Annotated in this window: 16 protein-coding genes and 1 pseudogene; 9 read left to right on the top strand and 8 right to left on the bottom strand. The window is 59.0% G+C overall.

Translation table 11 applies throughout. From position 1 onward, the window contains the following. Nucleotides 1-32 precede the first annotated feature (32 nt). From EV130_RS06315 to EV130_RS06295, 5 genes are all read right to left on the bottom strand, one after another. Entirely contained in the window at nt 33-1,046 is a 1,014-nt protein-coding gene (locus EV130_RS06315) for a LacI family DNA-binding transcriptional regulator (RefSeq protein WP_074065711.1), read from the bottom strand. A 176-nt stretch (nt 1,047-1,222) separates the two neighbouring features. Next, on the bottom strand, nt 1,223-1,555 hold the full coding sequence (locus EV130_RS06310; protein WP_074065031.1) for a hypothetical protein: 333 nt from the start codon (nt 1,553-1,555) through the stop codon (nt 1,223-1,225). Next, complete coding sequence (locus EV130_RS06305) at nt 1,552-2,439, bottom strand: NAD(P)-dependent oxidoreductase (RefSeq protein WP_074065030.1); 888 nt, start codon at nt 2,437-2,439, stop codon at nt 1,552-1,554. The genes EV130_RS06310 and EV130_RS06305 overlap by 4 nt, the downstream gene beginning before the upstream one ends. After that, nucleotides 2,436-2,918: a gluconokinase gene (locus tag EV130_RS06300; protein WP_132659650.1), complete on the bottom strand. Its 483-nt coding sequence runs from the start codon at nt 2,916-2,918 to the stop codon at nt 2,436-2,438. Before EV130_RS06300 ends, EV130_RS06305 begins: the two co-directional genes overlap by 4 nt. 22 nt (nt 2,919-2,940) lie before the next feature. Continuing rightward, nucleotides 2,941-3,699 (bottom strand): SDR family oxidoreductase, encoded by a 759-nt coding sequence (locus tag EV130_RS06295; RefSeq protein ID WP_132659648.1) that lies wholly within the window; start codon nt 3,697-3,699, stop codon nt 2,941-2,943. Between the two features lie 88 nt (nt 3,700-3,787). Between EV130_RS06295 and EV130_RS06290 the strand changes: the two genes are divergently transcribed. The 4 genes and pseudogenes from EV130_RS06290 to EV130_RS06275 all read left to right on the top strand — a co-directional run bounded on the left by EV130_RS06290 (nt 3,788) and on the right by EV130_RS06275 (nt 8,694). Next, entirely contained in the window at nt 3,788-4,735 is a 948-nt protein-coding gene (locus tag EV130_RS06290; protein WP_165918499.1) for a 2-hydroxyacid dehydrogenase, read from the top strand. A gap of 11 nt (nt 4,736-4,746) precedes the next feature. After that, nucleotides 4,747-5,778, top strand: a complete 1,032-nt coding sequence (locus EV130_RS06285) for an L-idonate 5-dehydrogenase (protein ID WP_132659644.1) — start codon at nt 4,747-4,749, stop codon at nt 5,776-5,778. A gap of 65 nt (nt 5,779-5,843) precedes the next feature. Further along, a pseudogene (locus EV130_RS06280) lies at nt 5,844-6,740 on the top strand (SMP-30/gluconolactonase/LRE family protein). Between the two features lie 1,537 nt (nt 6,741-8,277). Further along, the gene (locus tag EV130_RS06275) at nt 8,278-8,694 is read left to right on the top strand and encodes a helix-turn-helix domain-containing protein (RefSeq protein WP_074065025.1); all 417 of its coding nucleotides are present in this window, start codon (nt 8,278-8,280) and stop codon (nt 8,692-8,694) included. Nucleotides 8,695-8,858: 164 nt separating this feature from the next. On the opposite strand, the gene EV130_RS06270 is transcribed toward EV130_RS06275, so the two are convergent. Continuing rightward, entirely contained in the window at nt 8,859-9,323 is a 465-nt protein-coding gene (locus tag EV130_RS06270; RefSeq protein ID WP_132659642.1) for a hypothetical protein, read from the bottom strand. A gap of 486 nt (nt 9,324-9,809) precedes the next feature. Between EV130_RS06270 and EV130_RS06265 the strand changes: the two genes are divergently transcribed. Then, on the top strand, nt 9,810-10,775 hold the full coding sequence (locus EV130_RS06265; RefSeq protein ID WP_132659640.1) for a 3'-5' exonuclease: 966 nt from the start codon (nt 9,810-9,812) through the stop codon (nt 10,773-10,775). A 420-nt stretch (nt 10,776-11,195) separates the two neighbouring features. Here the strand turns inward: EV130_RS06265 and EV130_RS06260 are convergent, their stop codons facing one another. Further along, nucleotides 11,196-12,110, bottom strand: a complete 915-nt coding sequence (locus EV130_RS06260) for a proline iminopeptidase-family hydrolase (protein ID WP_165918498.1) — start codon at nt 12,108-12,110, stop codon at nt 11,196-11,198. Nucleotides 12,111-12,215: 105 nt separating this feature from the next. Next, nucleotides 12,216-12,998: a LuxR family transcriptional regulator gene (locus EV130_RS06255; protein WP_132659636.1), complete on the bottom strand. Its 783-nt coding sequence runs from the start codon at nt 12,996-12,998 to the stop codon at nt 12,216-12,218. A 128-nt stretch (nt 12,999-13,126) separates the two neighbouring features. On the opposite strand from EV130_RS06255, the gene EV130_RS06250 reads away from it, so the two are divergent. Genes EV130_RS06250 through EV130_RS06235 form a run of 4 tightly spaced genes read left to right on the top strand, consistent with a single transcriptional unit; the run spans nt 13,127 to nt 17,555 of the window. After that, nucleotides 13,127-14,017, top strand: coding sequence for a proline iminopeptidase-family hydrolase (locus tag EV130_RS06250; protein ID WP_132659634.1), 891 nt, complete (start codon nt 13,127-13,129; stop codon nt 14,015-14,017). Between the two features lie 51 nt (nt 14,018-14,068). After that, a complete protein-coding gene (locus EV130_RS06245) occupies nt 14,069-15,007 on the top strand; it encodes an ABC transporter permease (protein WP_074065018.1) in 939 nt (312 codons plus the stop codon). Next, nucleotides 15,004-15,855, top strand: a complete 852-nt coding sequence (locus EV130_RS06240; RefSeq protein ID WP_074065017.1) for an ABC transporter permease — start codon at nt 15,004-15,006, stop codon at nt 15,853-15,855. The genes EV130_RS06245 and EV130_RS06240 overlap by 4 nt, the downstream gene beginning before the upstream one ends. After that, a complete protein-coding gene (locus tag EV130_RS06235) occupies nt 15,852-17,555 on the top strand; it encodes a dipeptide ABC transporter ATP-binding protein (protein WP_132659632.1) in 1,704 nt (567 codons plus the stop codon). Before EV130_RS06240 ends, EV130_RS06235 begins: the two co-directional genes overlap by 4 nt. Nucleotides 17,556-17,568 lie beyond the last annotated feature (13 nt).

Genomic DNA, 17,568 nt, shown 5'->3' with positions numbered 1-17,568 from the left:
ACAAGCAGTCTTGTTCCGGCCCGCTAACTTCCTCAGCGGCTTGTTTGGCGCAGAATCAGATCCGGCCGGATCGTTATCACGCTGTCGGACAGCGATCCGTCCATGACGTCGAGAATGAGCCGTGCCGTTTTTGCTCCGATCTCGGCTGCAAAGGCGTTGATCGTTGTCAGACTGGGAACGCAAATTGCGCCGATCTCGTAGTCGCCGAAGCCGCCGATGGCGATCTGGTCCGGCACAGCAATGCCGCGGCGTTGACATTCGGTTAGCGCCCCGAAGGCAGAAAGATCGGAAACGCAGATGACCGCTTCGGTATCCGGGAAATGCTCCAGCAAGCGGCCCATCGCATTCGCGCCCTCGCGCATTGAAATCGGCGGCGGTCCGGCAGCAATCAGGCGCGTCGCATCCAACCCGTGATCCTTCATCGCGCTTAAGAAGCCGGCTCGCCGATCGCTGCCGCGCGTGTCGCGATCAGCATCACCACCAATGAAGGCGACCTTTCGATAGCCGACATCGACAAAATGATCGATCATCTCGCGCACCGCCAATGCGTTGGAGAACCCGACCACGTATCCTATCGGGTCTTCTGGAAGATCCCAGGTTTCAATGACGGGGATGCCTGCATTCGACAGGAGTTTGCGCGCTCGCGATGTATGTTTGCCGCCCGTGACCACGATTGCTTCGGGCTTGCGCCGCAAGAGCTGTTCGATCAGGCGCTCTTCTTCGCGAACATCGTAGTTCGTGTAGCCGAGCAGGACTTGCAGGCCCTTATCCGACAAGCCGTCCGACAGCGCTCGCACCGTATCGGCAAAATTGGCATTGTTGATCGAGGGAATTGTAACGGCCACGAAGTCTGTGCGCTGTGATCGCAGATTGGAAGCCGTGCTGTCGAAGACATAACCCAGTTCCTCGGTTGCGCGTCTGACAGCCTCGCGTGTCTCCTGGCTGACGGAGGTGTCGCGCTTGAAAGCGCGCGACACCGTCATCGGCGAGACGCCTGCCATGCGGGCGACGTCCGCCATGGTCGGTGGTTTACGAAAATTGGGCATCTGCATCCATGTTATCGTTACCAGATCAATACAACCGCTTTATTCATATTTTGCAAGCAGGTTGTGACTTCGCCCCATTCACCCGATGCTTTGGGTCTCGACGCTTCGATCTTTGGGTCTGCTCCCTTGCCGATAGTCGAACAGCCAAGAGCGCAGCTGCCGCCAAGTCCTCAGGCTTAGAGCGGGAATTCGTTTGCCTGGGTCACATGATGATGGATCCGCCCGTCAAAAAAGCGGGCCAACACCGCTTCCGTCGCCGCCTTGGCCGCGGTGCGGGCTGGACTTGCAAGCGCCGCCTCGACGGTTGCGAGGTCGGGATAGTTGATTGCAAGGATCATGGGAATTTCCGGCGCTCCTTCGTCGCGGGCATCGGCGAAGGTTACCCGGACGTCGAGGGCGCCGGGAAAGGCCTTCCATTTTGGCAGGATGTCGTTGAGCACTGCGGCCCGAAACGCCTCCGTTTGACCGTCCTTCACCTTTCCCTCGAAGAGGGCGTAGCGTGTTATCATTGTACGATGTCCTTGTTGGGTCCCTTGAAAAATTCCATGAGGGCGGCTTGGTCCTCACCGCCGAGGCCGGCGGCAGTTAGCATGCGGTGAATTTCGGCGCACAGCGCCGTCAGCGGCATGGCGGTGTTGGTGCGGCGGGCGAGATCCTGCGCCCCGCTCAAATCCTTGACCATGTTGTCGATCCGGCCGGTGCGACGGTAATCTTTGACTACGAAGCGCGGCATGTATTCTTGCAGGATGGCGCTGTCAGCCCGGCCGCCCTTCAAAGCCTGCGGGATCTTTGCCGCATCCACGCCGGCGTCGAGAGCCAACTGCGTCGCTTCCGCCACGGCCAGGAAATTGAGCCCGCAGAGAACCTGGTTGATCAGCTTCGTGGTCTGGCCGGCCCCGGAAGGCCCCATATGTGTGTAATTCGAGGCGACGTGCCGCAGCACCTCATGTGCATCAGCGACGTCTTTTTCCTTGCCGCCGGCCATAAGCGTAAGCTGCCCGACCAATGCCTTGGGCGCGCCACCCGACAGCGGACTGTCGACCCAGCGCAGACCCATTTGCGCCGCCTCGGACGCCAGGGCCTTCGTCGCCTCCGGGTCGATCGAGGACATGTCTATGATGATGGTTCCGGGCCTGGCGCCGCCTGCAACGCCGCCTTCGCCGAAAACGGCGAGGCGGACGATTTTCGCCGAGTTGAGGCTGAGGATGACGTAGTCCGAGCCGGCGGCTGCTGCTGCCGCGCTTGCCGCCGGCACAGCGCCTTTGTCGACCAGCTCGCGCATCTTGGTCTCGTCCAGATCAAAGACCGTCAGTAGATTCCCGGTTTCGACGAGCCGGGCTCCGATGGCGCCGCCCATCGCGCCGGCGCCGATCAATGCAACCTTGTTCGTCATGTCTTCATTCCTTCCAATTGCGTGACGATTGCTTCGACAATCGAGCCGAGGGGCCGGTCAATATCCACGCTGAACGCGTTTTCGTCCGCCCCCGGTGGTTCCAGCGCTGCGAACTGGCTCGTCAGCAGGCCGGTTGGCATAAAATGACCTTTTCTGGCATTCATTCGCGCCTTGATGACCTCGGGAGTACCGGCAAGATGAACGAAGGTGACCGTCTCTGCGCAAGTCTGCGTGATATGAACGCGGTAGGCTCGCTTGAGCGCCGAACAGCCGACGATCTGTGGCCCTCCGGAGTTGGACAGTTTCCGGCCGACCAAGGTCAACCATGGCCAGCGATCCTCATCGTCCAAGGCCATGCCGCGGCGCATCTTGTCGATATTTTCCGAAGGGTGAAGGTCGTCGCCATCGAGATATGCCGCCCCCAATCGTGCCGCGAGCGCGGCGCCGACCGAGGACTTGCCGCAGCCTGCAACCCCCATCAGCACCAATCTCTGCGAAACCTTAAAGAGAGGCCGTAATGCCACCGTCAACATAAAGCACATGTCCGTTCACAAATGAGGATGCGTTGGAGGCTAGGAACACGCAGGCGCCGACCAGTTCATCCACTTTGCCCCAGCGGCCGGCCGGCGTGCGCTTTTCCAGCCAGGCGGAAAAGTTGGAATCGGCAACCAATGCGGCGTTCAAGGGCGTATCGAAATAGCCAGGCGCAATGGCATTGCATTGCAGTCCATATTTGGCCCAGTCGGTGGCCATTCCCTTGGTCAGATTGCCAACAGCACCCTTGGTCGCGGTGTAGGGTGCAATGCCGGGACGTGCCAATGCAGTCTGTACGCTGGCGATATTGATGATCTTGCCCGCTCCGCGTTTGATCATGTGCCGTGCGACCGCTTGGCCAACGTTGAAAACAGTGGAGATGTTGGTCCGCATAAGCTGCTCGAACGCCTCCGCCGGAAAGTCCTCGAGCGGCGTGCGATGCTGCATTCCCGCATTGTTGACGAGAATGTCGATCGCACCGATCGTTGCTTCGAAGCCGTCCACCGCTTCGCGAACGGCCTCATGATCGGTCGCGTCGAATGCCAGTTGATGCGTGCTGCCACCGAGACCTCTCGCAGCTTCCGCAAGTTTTGCAGCGTCGCGACCGTTGAGCACGATTTCGGCACCGGCATTGGCAAGACCGCGTGCAAGGGCAAGGCCAATCCCCTGCGACGATCCCGTGACGAGGGCTCGCCGGCCCGTCAAGTCAAACAAGTCCTGCCCCATTGGTCACCCCCATTTTTTGTCTCGACATTCGCAATGCCCATCTTTATGTTATCGATAACATTAATTGTCAAGTGACGGAGACACCGAAATGAGCAAACCCCAGATCCTTCAAGTCGGGCCCTATCCGGAATGGGATGAGGCGCCTCTTAAAGCTGCATTTTCGGTTCATCGTTACTTCGAGGCCCCCGACAAGCAGGAGTTTCTTGCTGCTGTCGGTCCCAATGTTCGGGCGATCGCCACGCGAGGCGAACTCGGCGCCAGCCGCGCCATGATCGAGGCCTGCCCTTTACTCGAGGTGATTTCTGTCTATGGGGTGGGTTTTGATGCCGTCGATCTGGCGGCTTGCCGGGAGCGTGGTATCCGCGTCACCAACACACCGGATGTGCTGACGAACGACGTAGCCGATCTCGGGGTGGCGATGATGCTTTGCCTGTCGCGCGGCATGATTGGTGCGGAAAGCTGGGTAAAGGACGGAAGCTGGGCGCAAAAGGGGCTCTACCCGCTGAAGCGCCGCGTGTGGGGCCGCCGCGCCGGCGTGCTCGGCCTCGGCCGGATCGGCTATGAAGTGGGCAAACGCCTCCAGGGCTTCGATATGCAGATCGCCTATTGCGATGTCGCGCCAAAAGATTTCGCCGCCGATTGGGAATTTGTCGCCGATCCGGTAGCGCTCGCGGCGCGTTCGGATTTTCTGTTCGTCACGTTGGCCGCTTCCGCCGCCACCCGCCACATCGTCGGCCGCGAGGTCATTGCGGCTCTCGGCGAGGAGGGGATGCTTGTCAACATCTCCCGCGCCTCCAATATTGACGAGGAAGCCTTGCTCGATGCACTCGAAAGCGGAGCGCTGGGCTCCGCTGCCCTTGACGTGTTCGAAGGCGAGCCGAAGCTCAATCCACGGTTCCTCGCCCTCGACAATGTGCTCCTGCAGCCGCATCACGCCTCTGGAACCATCGAAACACGCAAGGCCATGGGACAGCTTGTTCGTGACAATCTCATGGCGCATTTTTCCGGTCAGCCTCTGCTGACCCCGGTTCTTTAGGGAGCGCACCGATGAAAGCCATCGTCATTCATGGTCCGAAAGACCTGCGTATCGAGGAACGTCCAATTGAAGCGCCAGGACCCGGAGAAGTGCGCCTGCGCCTTGCGACAGGAGGCATCTGCGGCAGCGATCTGCACTATTACAATCACGGCGGCTTCGGCTCGGTTCGGCTGCGGGAGCCGATGATCCTTGGTCACGAGGTGTCGGCCTATGTGGAAGCACTCGGCTCAGGCGTAGAGGGATTGAGATCGGGCCAGCTCGTCGCCGTTTCTCCGTCCCGGCCGTGCCGATCGTGCCTTTATTGCCAGGAAGGACTTCACAATCAGTGCCTCAATATGCGGTTTTATGGCAGTGCCATGCCTTTCCCGCATATCCAGGGCGCTTTTCGAGAGGCTCTCGTCGCCGATGCCGTTCAATGCGTGCCGGCAGACGGTCTTACCCCAGCCGAAGCGGCGATCGCAGAACCGCTGGCCGTTACCCTTCACGCCACGCGCCGGGCGGGAGAAATATTGGGTAAGCGGGTTCTGGTGACCGGCTGCGGGCCGATCGGCCTTCTGTCGATCCTTGCAGCACGCCGTGCCGGCGCCGCCGAAATCGTGGCAACGGATCTGTCCGATTTCACCCTCTCTCTGGCACGCAAGGTCGGCGCGGACAGGACCATCAATATGGGAGACCAGCCCGATGCGCTGACCCCTTACGCAGCCCAAAAGGGCTCGTTCGACGTGCTTTACGAGTGCTCCGGTGCCGCACCTGCCTTGGTTGCCGGCATCACCGCCCTTCGACCGCGCGCCGTGATTATTCAGCTTGGCCTTGGCGGGGACATGAACCTCCCGATGATGGCGATCACGGCCAAGGAACTTGACCTGCGTGGTTCCTTCCGCTTTCACGAAGAATTTGCGGCCGGTGTCGGGTTGATGCAAAAGGGGCTGATCGACGTGAAGCCGCTGATCACCCACACACTTCCCCTATCGGACGCTGTGGCCGCCTTCGAACTGGCAACTGATAGAAGCCAGGCGATGAAGGCCCAGATTGCCTTTAACTGATACCAGGCCCTACTCGCCTCCGGCTGTCCTTATAGGAGGGTCTCGTGGATATGGAGAAGAGCGCAATGTCGTTTTTTGAAGTGCTTGATCCGCTGTTTAGCACCTATGTGCTCGGCAATGCGCCGGTCAAGCAGATCGCCACCGGCTTTGACTGAGTCGAGGGCCCGGTCTGGTTCGGCGACGCGGGATGCCTTTTGTTCTCGGACATTCCCAACAACCGCATCCTTCGCTGGTCCGCGGGGGCTGGGGTTTCGGCATTCTGAGATCCGTCGAACTTTGCCAATGGCAATACGCGGGACAAGCAGGGCAGACTGGTGACATGCGAGCATGGAACGCGGCGAGTGACACGGACCGAACTCGACGGTTCCGTCACTGTAATTGCCGATAGCTACAGGGGCAGGCGGCTAAACTCTCCTAACGATGTGGTCGTAAAATCGGACAATTCGATCTGGTTTTCCGATCCGCACTACGGGATCATGACCGACTACGAGGGCTTTCGTGCCGAGCAGGAACTGCCGTGCCATGTCTACCGGGTGGAGCCCTCCGGAAAAATCGAAGCAGTGCTGGCGGATTTTGCCTGCCCGAATGGCCTGGCCTTTAGTCCAGACGAATCTCGCCTTTATGTTGCTGATACCGGGCGGATGTTCAGCTCTGATTCGCGACATATCCGGGTCTTTGATGTTGCGCCCGACGGTCGGCTTGCCGGCGGAGAGGTATTTTGCGCCATCAATCCCGGATGCGCGGATGGCTTTCGAATGGATGATGACGGTAACCTGTGGTCTTCGGCAGCCGATGGGGTACATTGTCTTGCCCCGGACGGTCATCTGATGGGCAAGATCCTCGTCCCGGAGACTGTGTCGAACCTTTGCTTCGGTGGTCGTGCGAAACATCAGCTCTTCATCGCTGCGACAACGAGCATTTATGCAATCACGCTTAATCGAAGTGGTGCTCAAAATCCGTGAGTTCACCCATCGAGCGATCAGATCAGAAATCGAATACTGAGGTTTTTCAGAGCCTCTTCTAGGCGATGACTTTTCTGGTAAACTGTCTCGCGCACCGTCGATGTAGCTGCCCGTTGCGCCGAACGATTCTGGAGATTGGCCCTCTGGTGACACCCGACTCTCATCGCCTCATGTCGGCGGCCCTGCCAGCCCCCTGTGATGCGCGCGGCCATCGACCTTTTGAAGTGCCGGCGGCCTCAAGAAGCCATCGGGGCACCCACGAATGCGAAATAGAGCCAGACGGCTGCAAACAGGACAAGCGCGCCGACGACAACGAGAATCTTGCGAAGACGGGGATCTCGCTGACGGGGTGGGCTGGGCTTGCGAAACTTGATGACATTGTCGTCCATCTTGCAGCTTTACCGCGATTGTCGGGCGAAGCGCAAGTCGATCGAAATTGCCCGCCGCCTCTCTGAAGGCTCAAAATCCGCCCCGCCAGCCGGAAGGTCGAAACCTATAGCAGATGCTGCTCATCGAAGATGGCGGCAGCCAAGCTCGCAGATGAGGAGTCGTGCGTTGTCAAGAGATCGATAATGCCACCATGAGCGCTGCGGCCCAGAATAGGGCTGACAGTTCAGCTGCCACCATAAAACCAACAGCAGTATCGCTCATGATCTAGACCCTCCTCAGGCAACCTCCATTGCTCTAAGGAAACTATAGGGCACAGCTGAGGGTTCGGCTACCCATCGGGCGTCAACTATTCCTCGAGCAATCGAATCTGGACCCGGCGAGGACGAGTTTTCCGCACTTCTCAGGTCAGCAGGGAGTACATCAGAACGCCGACGGAACCCCAGAAAACAACCATCACGAGTGACATCGCAACCACGAAGACCTTTGCCATAGCGAAAACTCACAACCCTTTTGCGGACAAATCTACTGTAGCTGCCTGGAGGTGGTATCGGCACGAAGTCTGAGAAACGGTCGGACTTTGGTCTGACTCACGCTGTTTTCAGCCATCTGACTGGGCCTGACGCTGTTTCACGCAGCATCTGAAGCCATCAACATGAAGAGGAACGTGGCAAGCTTGGCAGCCGCAATTCTAAAGCAAAGGGCCGGACGACACGCGCACCGGCCCTTCTTGATCAATCGACAACGGCTGCCAGTACATCCGTGGTCAGCCGACAGTACGAATTTGATGAATTCATGTTAGCGTCTTTGATGAGAAAGGCTATTACCCAAGGGTAGTACATTTGGCGGACATACCGGCCACCTCCACCATAGGTCACACGAGTGCCTATCGGGCGTTGGCCCGGGAATGTCCTCATCGGTGCCCGACAGTGTGCTTTGAGCGCATATGCGCCGGTCGCAGCTATCCTGAGCGCAGTACAGGGTGGGTTACTGGACCGGGATTGAGATGCACGCCTGTCTTCACTGAAGGGAACGGATCGGCGATTGAAAAGGGACACATCTTGAAGAACTAGCTAGATTGGATCAATCGACAACGTTTTCCACACTGGCACAATCTCATTTTAGTTCCCTAAGGCGCATTGGAGAGATCATGAATAAAGCCGGTAATGCAAAGGAACCAAGTGCAGTCGACATCGAGGTCGGCAGGCGAATCCGCATGCAACGACGGGTGCTTGGCATGAGCCAGTCGGCGCTTGCCGAACGGGTCAGCGTCACGTTTCAGCAGGTACAGAAATACGAGAAGGGCAGCAACCGGGTGGGCGCGAGTAGGCTTCAAGGCATTGCCGACTGTTTGAACGTCCCTGTTTCATTCTTTTTCGAAGGAATGTCGGGAGCCGATGAGAGTGAATCAGCTTTAGTAAAGGGCATGGACGATCTGACGGGATTTATATCCACCGCCGAGGGGCTTGCACTAAACCGCGCATTCCTTGCGGTAAAAGACGCTCGAATACGGCAAAAGATCGTGGGTCTGGTAAAGTCGTTGGCGTCCCTGGAAGGCGACGACTGACTCTCGATTTCCGGCCCATGAAGGTTGGAGGCAGCTGTTCAAGCAGTTGCAAAACCGACAACAGCAAGATGCAGCAGTTGGCCCTGAGCTGCGGCGACAGCCGGGCAATTGACATGGCCTGGCGGCCATTCACGCAGTTTCCGCCGCTCAAGCCCGCACCATCGTTATTCCTCACACCCTTTGATCAGGGTAACCTTGCCGCCAGGAGAGAGATCGAAACGACAAACGACTGGCACGGCGGGCCCGTAGGTAGAGGTGCCCCTCAACTCGACACGAGCCCCGTCCGGCGACAAAGTCAGTTCTGGCGTGCCTATGCTGTAAAAGCCACCCTTAACCAGTTCCACCGAGTGGACGATCTTGGCCTCACCTGTTTCAGTAGGCACTGATTTCCATTCCACCACGACGCGCGACGATACGTGCTCAAAGCCCTGGTTCACCACGATGATACGGTAACTTCCTTCACCGGCGCCGTCTTCTTGCCAGTGTCCACCTTCGATGACAGACACGACATTCGTATCCGCGAAGGTGTCGGCGAATGCCGTCTTTGCAACGAGCAGGAATATGACACCCCAGAGCCTTGGGATCGTTCGATGGCCGCCGCCGGCGCAGTTACCCTTCATCATCATCATCACCAACGCACCCTTAGCAGAAAGATCTGATCCTAGCACGATCAAGAAGCCTCTCGAAGCGCTAGCTTGCCCGGCAGGGGATCCAAATCAGCCGTCGTCGATCATGCACGCGCAGCACAGCTTGACCGTTGCGGCCCGCGAATCCCGCGCTTTCAAGCGGGGTAAGATGTTCATAAGGCGTGGAAGGCTGCGCTCGATCCGGTGACGCGCCAACGAGCGCCGAAGCTTCTGACGAAGGAGGTGGATGACATCTTTCTGCCGCTCGGCCATGTCCGGAAAGGGGTCCGGTGGCATCGCACCGGCTGCTTGGCGACGACCCTTGTCGATATTAAGAAGAGCCGGTATGGCATGCCTGCTTCATTAACTTTGGCCGAGAGGCAGGGATGCCGACTGGGGCAACTTTCTTCCTGATTTGTTGGGGCGAATGTCCTATAGCGAATTTGGCAGACGAGGCAGTCCGCAGAGGGAATGAGGCCGAGATAGCGAATGACCCAGCAGTTCGATCTGTTTGATGCTAACGGGGCAGCGCCTGCAAAGGGCAAAGGCTCGCCAAAGCGCCATTCTCCGGCTGCGTTGAGCGAAGATGATATGGTGCGGCAACTCCACGAGACTGGCCGCTACCGTATCCTGAGGAAACTCGAGCCACGTTTGGTGATCACGGCTGCGCGCCCCGAATTTCCGTTGAAAGGCGTAATCATCGACACTGAAACAACCGGCCTCAATCATCGCAAGGACGAGATTATCGAGATTGGCGCAGTTGCGTTCACGTTCGATGAAGCGGGAAATATCGGTGATGTCATCGGTGTCTATAGCGCTCTTCAGCAGCCCAGCATACCAATCCCGAAGGAGATCACGCGTCTCACCGGCATCACCGACGACATGGTGGCCGATCAGATGATTGATCCATATGACCTTCGTGCTGTCGTCGAGCCCGCTGACCTCGTAATTGCCCACAATGCCGGCTTCGACCGGCCGTTCTGCGAGACCTTTTCAACAATCTTTGCTGGAAAAGCCTGGGCTTGTTCGGTTTCTGAAATTGACTGGGCCTCGCGCGGCTTTGAAGGAACAAAGCTCGGTTATCTGATCGGCCAGGCCGGTTATTTTCATGAGGGCCACCGGGCGGTCGATGACTGCTTTGCTCTCCTCGAGGTCCTCGCAGAGGGTGGAGGAGTATCGGGACCAACGCCTTTTGCCGAGCTCTACAAGGCAAGCCAGCGATCACGCGCCCGCATCTTTGCCGAAAACAGTCCCTATGACATGAAGGATCAACTGAAAGCACGAGGCTATCGCTGGTCGGATGGCAGTGACGGGCGTCCGAGGTCCTGGTGGATCGAGGTTGCCGAAGACGCACTCGATGACGAACTCCGCTATCTGCGCACGCATGTCTATCGCTTCGATGACGCAGATCCACCGATCAAGCGGCTCACCGCCTTTGACCGCTTCAGGTCCTAGCGGCCCGGTGCTCTTGGCGCGATGGCTGGTCGGCGAATACGCGACTGGATTTGCGCCATGACTGCATCTGAAGACACTTCCCTGCAAATCGTTGAAGAGTGAGCGACCAAGACCAGGGTGGGGAAAGCAACAGTCCTTTTCCTCTTCAGACAGTTGACCAAGGATGTGTGAAGTAACCTGTCGCAACTTCTTGGCAGGCGCGGTGAAACATGCTGATGCGAAAATCAAGCCGCTGATGCGGCCCAATTCAGACCCCCCCGGGACGGAGCCTCTGGCCAATTCGAGAGATCGCGATCCTGGGCCAGCGCTTGTACCCGCAGTCGGCCGTTGTGAAGCGATCAAGGCCGCGCAAAAATGCCACGGCCAGTGTTTTCCAGCACCTCGGCGCTGGGTCTGCGTCAGCCCGCTTGACTGCACTTGTCAATCGTGTCGTCGCAAGAATGCCGAAACCGTCTCCAGGCAGAGTGCCTTCTCTTCCACATGCGGCATGTGGCTCGACTGCTCGAAGAGCACCCATTCGCATCTCTCGATGCGCTCGACATAGGGCTTGACGACCAGCGGGGTTGCCTCATCAAACTTGCCCGAGATCAGCAGCGTCGGCGCCTCGATGAGCGGCAGCCTATCTTCGATCGTCCAATCCTTCATCGTGCCGATGACATGAAACTCCGTCGGGCCGTTCATGTTGCGGTAGACAGTGTTGTCTTCGTCCATGATGGCGAAGGTACGGGCGACTTCCGGCGGCCAGGGTACGATGCGGCAGACATGGCGATCATAGAAGACGCGCGAGGCGGCGACATATTCGGGCTCGGTAATCGTTCCGGCCTGCTCGTGTCGCAAGAGCGTATCTTGCACCTCCTGCGGCAGCTGTTCGCGAAGGCGGTTGGCTTCCGCGACCCAGGTATGCATGTTGGCTGGGGAATTGGCGATGACGAGCGCCTTCAGACCCTTCGGTCGGCGCACGGCATGTTCGGCGCCGAGCATGCCGCCCCAAGACTGGCCGAGGAAGGCATACCGGTCGTGAATGCCGACCTGCTTCAGGAGCGCATCCAGTTCTTCCAGAAAGAGCGCCGGCGTCCAGAAATCCGGACCTTTTTCCCGCAGACGGGTGGAATTGCCGTTACCGAGCTGGTCGTAGTGAATGACCGGGCGGCCGTCGATTTCGGTAATTTCGCTGAAGGAATCCACATAGTCATGGGTGCAGCCAGGACCGCCATGGGCGACAACGAGTGGCAACCTGCCGCTGTCGAGCGAGCCGGTTATGCGGTACCAGGTCTGGTACTCGCGAAAGGGCAGAAAGGCTTCCTTCGACGCAATTGCGGCCACATGGATCTCCATTCAGATTCGAAGTGTCACAGCCGCCTTTGCGCGCCACGAGTGACACGCGACGCTGCGGCGAGCAATTGAGAAAGCATAGCGCGGTGCTTGGGGGCGCGGCAGCTATCACAAGTTATAGGATGAGCGCTCTTCCAGAAGACGATAATGGGTGGCGCGAACGACGGCCTGCGTGCGGTTTTTGGCGCCCAGCTTCTTGACCGCGGCGGTCAGATGCATGACCACCGTCGGCACCGATCGATCGATGATGCGCGAGATTTCCTTGGCGGAGTATCCGTCCGCCGAATAGCGCAGGCATTCGCGCTCCCGTTCCGTCAGCCTGGCCTTGCCGACCTGGAAGACGTCGGCATCGAAGAGGCTGTAAGCCGCTTCATGGAACACATGTGCAAGGAGATTGAAATCGGCGATATAGCGCAGGGCGTGCTTTTCGAATTCCTTGTTGCCCCCGAAGCGGATGCCGGTGACTGTGGCATAGTCTCCGCGCGGCATATGAATTGGCACCGTAACGCCGGTCGACATGTCCCTTTCGCTCAGATAGCGGGCGACGGGAGCGGTGTCCTCGGTCATGAAGCGGCGGATCAGCGTGTCGGCGTCGGCATCATAGCTCCAGAAGAAGGGTGTCGAGGTGCGAAGCGCGACCTGCTGCACCGGATCGATGCGGAAATAGCCGCGGTTGAACCAGTAATCATGCATGTCACCGCAAATATTGCGAAGCTTCAGCAGCGACGGAACCATGATCGCACCGTCGAGATCGTAAGCCACCGGGGTATAGTCATAAATCAGCGCCTCGAAGCCGATTGCCTTCATCGCCTCGAAGATCTGATCGATGCGGCCATCGAGAGTCTGATGAACAGTAAACTGGCGTCTGATGGTTTCGATTTCGTCAAGCATCGGCTGGCTCCGGCTCGTATTCCTTGGACGACCCTATCACTTCTTATAGCTGGCGCGGACCGTCGTTTGAGATAAAAATTTAGACATGCTCAAATATTGAGCAAGGAGAATCTTCGCCGGAGCGGTCAATGTGGCGTGAAATCGAACCCGAGGCGCGACACCAAATTGGAGTCGATGGCTATAAGGTCGTCGCCTATAGCTTCGGCTCCGGGCCCGAGACGATCTTGTGCCTGAACGGCGGGCCGGGACTTCCCTGTGACTATCTGCGCGATGCGCATTCCTGTCTTATCGACAAGGGCTATCGCGTAGTGGCCTTCGACCAGCTCGGCACCGGCGCTTCGGACCGCCCGACCAGTCCAGCGCTGTGGACGATCGGCCGCTATGTCGAGGAGACGGAGACGGTGCGCAAGACCCTGGGGCTCGGAAAGGTGCACATGCTCGGCCATTCCTGGGGCGGTTGGCTGGCAATCGACTATGCGCTCACTTACCCACAAAACTTGCAGACGCTGATCCTCGAAAATACGGTCGCCGACATGCCCCATCTCATTACCGAGCTGGAGCGGTTGCGCGCCGCGCTCGGCCCCGAGACGGTTGCCATGATGCAGAAGCACGAGGCGCAGGGCAGCTACGACCACCCGGAATATCTCGCAGCCATCACTATTTTGAACTACCGCCACGTTTGCCGGTTGCCGGAGTGGCCGGCGCCGGTGCGCCGGTCGCTCAACGACTGGAACTTGGGGCCATATGCAACCATGCAAGGACCGAACGAATTCCACTATATCGGCAACCTCAAGGACTGGAGCCGTATTCTCGACCTGCCGCGCATCAACGTACCCACACTGATCACCACCGGCGAGCACGATGAACTGACGCCGGCCTGCGCACTGAAGATGAAGCTTGCCATTTCGAATGCCGAGCTCAGGGTCTTTGCCAATGCCAGTCACATGCCATTTTACGAAAACCCCGGAGATTACTATCCGGTGCTGATCGATTTCTTGTCCCGACACAGGCGCAACTGATGCAGACAATGGCGACCGAAATTCGAACAATACGGAGGCGCTGGCATCGGCATGTATCGCTATAGGTTCGTTCTCACCCGACCCTTGCAGTTTTTGCCCGTCATTTTCGGCATCAGCGTCATCACCTTCATTCTGGTGCGGCTGATCCCCGGCGATCCGGCACGCAACCTGCTCGGCTCGCGCGCCACGCCGACCGCAATAGCCAGTATCCGTGCCCAGTACGGCCTCGATCAGCCTATGTGGCTTCAATATCTGTACTTTCTGAAAAACCTCGCCAATGGCGAAATGGGCAAGTCGATCCTCTACAAGATCGACGTGCTGAGATTGATCGTCACCCGCATCGAGCCAACCGTTGCACTCGTCGCCTCCAGCGTTGTTCTTTCGATCCTGATCGCCGTGCCGATGGCAGCGATTGCCGCGCGCAATGCCGGCAAGAGGCCCGATCATGCGGTGCGTATCGTCTCCACGTTCGGCATCGGCTTCCCGCCCTTTTGGCTCGGGCTGATGCTCATCATCCTCTTCAGCGTCGAGCTCGGCCTGCTGCCGGTCTCGGGCTATGGCGCAACACTCGGCGATAAGCTCGCACATCTGATTCTGCCCAGTTTGACCGTGGCTCTGTCGCTCTCGACTGTTTTGACGCGCAGCCTCAGGGCGGCAATGATCGAATCGCTTAAATCAGACATAGCGACGGCGGCGCGTGCCCGTGGCATGCCCGAACGCATCGTCTTCTGGCGCCATGTCGTACCGAATTCGCTGGTGCCCACCGTCAATCTTCTCGCGGTCAATATCGGCTGGCTCGTCGGTGGCACCGTCGTCGTCGAGAGCGTCTTTGCGCTTCCCGGAATGGGGCAGCTTCTCGTGCGCGCCATCTTCTCGCGCGACTATATGGTGGTCCAGGGCGTTGCCATGGTCTTCGCCTGCGCCACCGTGCTCGTCAATTTCGCCGCCGATATCGTCACCGTCGCGATCGATCCGAGGGTGAGGCTATGACCGTCGATACCCTCACTTCAGGTGCCGTCGGCTGGCGGACGATCTTCAGCAAGCAATTGATGCTTGTGACCGGCGCGGGTCTCCTGCTGTTCTTCGTCCTGCTGGCGACAAGCGCGCCTGTTTTGGCACCCTATGACCCAATCCTTCAAAACGGCGACGCCCGTCTGCAGGCGCCTTCGCTGCTGCATCCCTTCGGTACGGATAACTTCGGCCGCGACGTGCTTTCCCGCGTCATCTGGGGCACGCGGATCGACCTGCAGATCGCGCTGATCGGCGTCGCTTTTCCCTTTCTCATCGGCACTGCGGTTGGCACCATCGCCGGCTTTTTCGGTGGCATCGTCGATGCGCTGTTCATGCGGCTCGTGGATATCATCCTCGCCTTTCCCTTCCTGGTGTTGATGCTATCCATCATCGCCATCCTCGGACCGGGGCTCGGCAGCTTTTACATCGCCATGGCACTGGTTGGCTGGGTCTCCTATGCCAGACTGATCAGGGCGCAGATGCTGGTGCTCAAGAACAGCGACTATGCGGTGGCCGCCGTAAGCCTTGGCTTTTCGAGGATGCGCATCATGTTCCGACACCTGCTGCCGAACGCGATTGCCGGGTCGATCGTCTTTGCGATGTCGGATGCGGTGTTGGTGCTGCTCAGCGGCGCGGCCGTCAGCTATCTCGGCCTTGGTGTGCAGCCGCCAGTGGCCGAATGGGGTGTTATGGTGGCGGAGGGCCAAAGTTTTATCACCACGGCCTGGTGGATTACCCTGTTTCCTGGGCTTTCCATCGTCTGCCTCGCTTTCGGCTTCAGCATGCTCGGCGATGCGCTTGGCGAGCGCCTCGGAGTGCACGAATGAGCGCATCCGTTCTTTCCGTCCGCGACCTGACCGTGAAAGCGCATCTCGACAGTGGGGTCCGCACTCTCCTCGATGCCGTGTCGCTTGATCTCGCAAAAGGCGACATTCTGGGTCTCGTCGGCGAAAGTGGCTCCGGCAAGAGCCTGTTCTGCCGCTCGCTCGTTCGCCTCCTGCCTTCCTCGCGACTGACGATCGAGAGAGGCACTGTGCTTCTGGAGGGCCGTGATCTCACCGCCGTCAGCGATGCTGAGATGTTGAGCGTGCGCGGCCGCGAAATCGGCATGATCTTCCAGAACTCTACCAGCCATCTCGATCCAGTCATGCGCATCGGCGACCAGATTGCAGAAGGTATCCGCTATCATCAGAACCTCAATGCGCGCGATGGGCGCGCGGCCGCCGTCGAGATTCTGGCGCAGGTCGGCTTTCCGGATCCCGTTCGGCACTTTGACAGCTATCCGCACGAATTTTCGGGCGGCATGCGCCAGCGCGCGATGATCGGCGTGGCGCTTTCCTGCAATCCGAAGATCCTGATCGCCGACGAGCCCACGACGGCGCTCGACGTAACTATCCAGGCACAAATTCTCAACCTTTTGATGGACCTGCGGGACAAGCGCGGGCTATCCATCATCCTCATCACCCATGATCTCGGCATCGTGGCACAGACATGCGATCGTATCGCCGTTATGCGCGGCAGCAGGCTTTTGGAGGAAGGCCCGAAGCGGGCTATCCTTTCTCGTCCGAAAGACCCCTATACGATCAACCTCATCCATAGTCATCCGTCCATGCCAGAGATTGGCGTCTGCGCCGAAAGCGAGACCCCGCGCTCGGCAGTAGCGTTGAAACCGCTTCTCGAGATCGACGATCTGCATGTGCGCTTTCCTTCCGGCGGCAGGCTCTTTAAAGGCGCTGTCGCCAAGACAGTCAGCGCGGTTTCCGGCGTCAGCCTGCAGATCATGCCGGGCGAGACGGTCGGCATCGTCGGCGAATCCGGCAGCGGCAAAAGCACGCTTGCCCGCGCCGTTCTCGGTCTGACCCCGATCTCTTCCGGCCATGTCAGTTTCGACGGGATTGACCTTGCCCAGCACAGGAGGGCGGGACTGGCTAAGCTGCGGCGGGAAACCGCAATGGTCTTCCAGGATCCGTTCAACGCGCTGAACCCACGGATGACGATCGGCCAGACGCTGGCTGAGGTGCTGACGGTGCAGGCGACCGTCGCAAAACGCGACATTCCGGCGCGCATTGGCGAATTGCTCGATCTCGTCGGGCTCGACCGTGATTTCGCACACCGAAAGCCGCGCAGCATGAGTGGCGGCCAATGCCAACGGGCCGGCATTGCGCGGGCGCTGGCTGTAAATCCAAAGATGATCGTCGCTGATGAATGCGTGGCGGCGCTCGACGTGACCATCCAGGCGCAGATCATCGGCCTGTTTAGAGATCTGGCGGCCAAGATGGACCTGACGTTGATCTTCATTGCCCATGACCTGGCGATTGTGCGCCATCTCTGCACACGCACCGTCGTCATGTATCGCGGCGAAGTGGTCGAGGAGGGGCCGTCCGAAGAGGTTTTCTCGCGGCCTCGGCATGCCTATACCGCCGCACTGATCGCGGCGATCCCAGATATCGATCCGGACAAGCCGCGGCTCAAAGGCGTCGAGCCAGCGCTGGGCGAACCGGTGCAGTCCATCAAATGCCTGCCATAACAACGAAGGGAAC

It is taken from the genome of Rhizobium azibense (assembly GCF_004342325.1).
Classification (GTDB): Bacteria; Pseudomonadota; Alphaproteobacteria; order Rhizobiales; family Rhizobiaceae; genus Rhizobium; species Rhizobium etli_B.
This window is presented reverse-complemented; position numbering and strand designations above follow the sequence as displayed.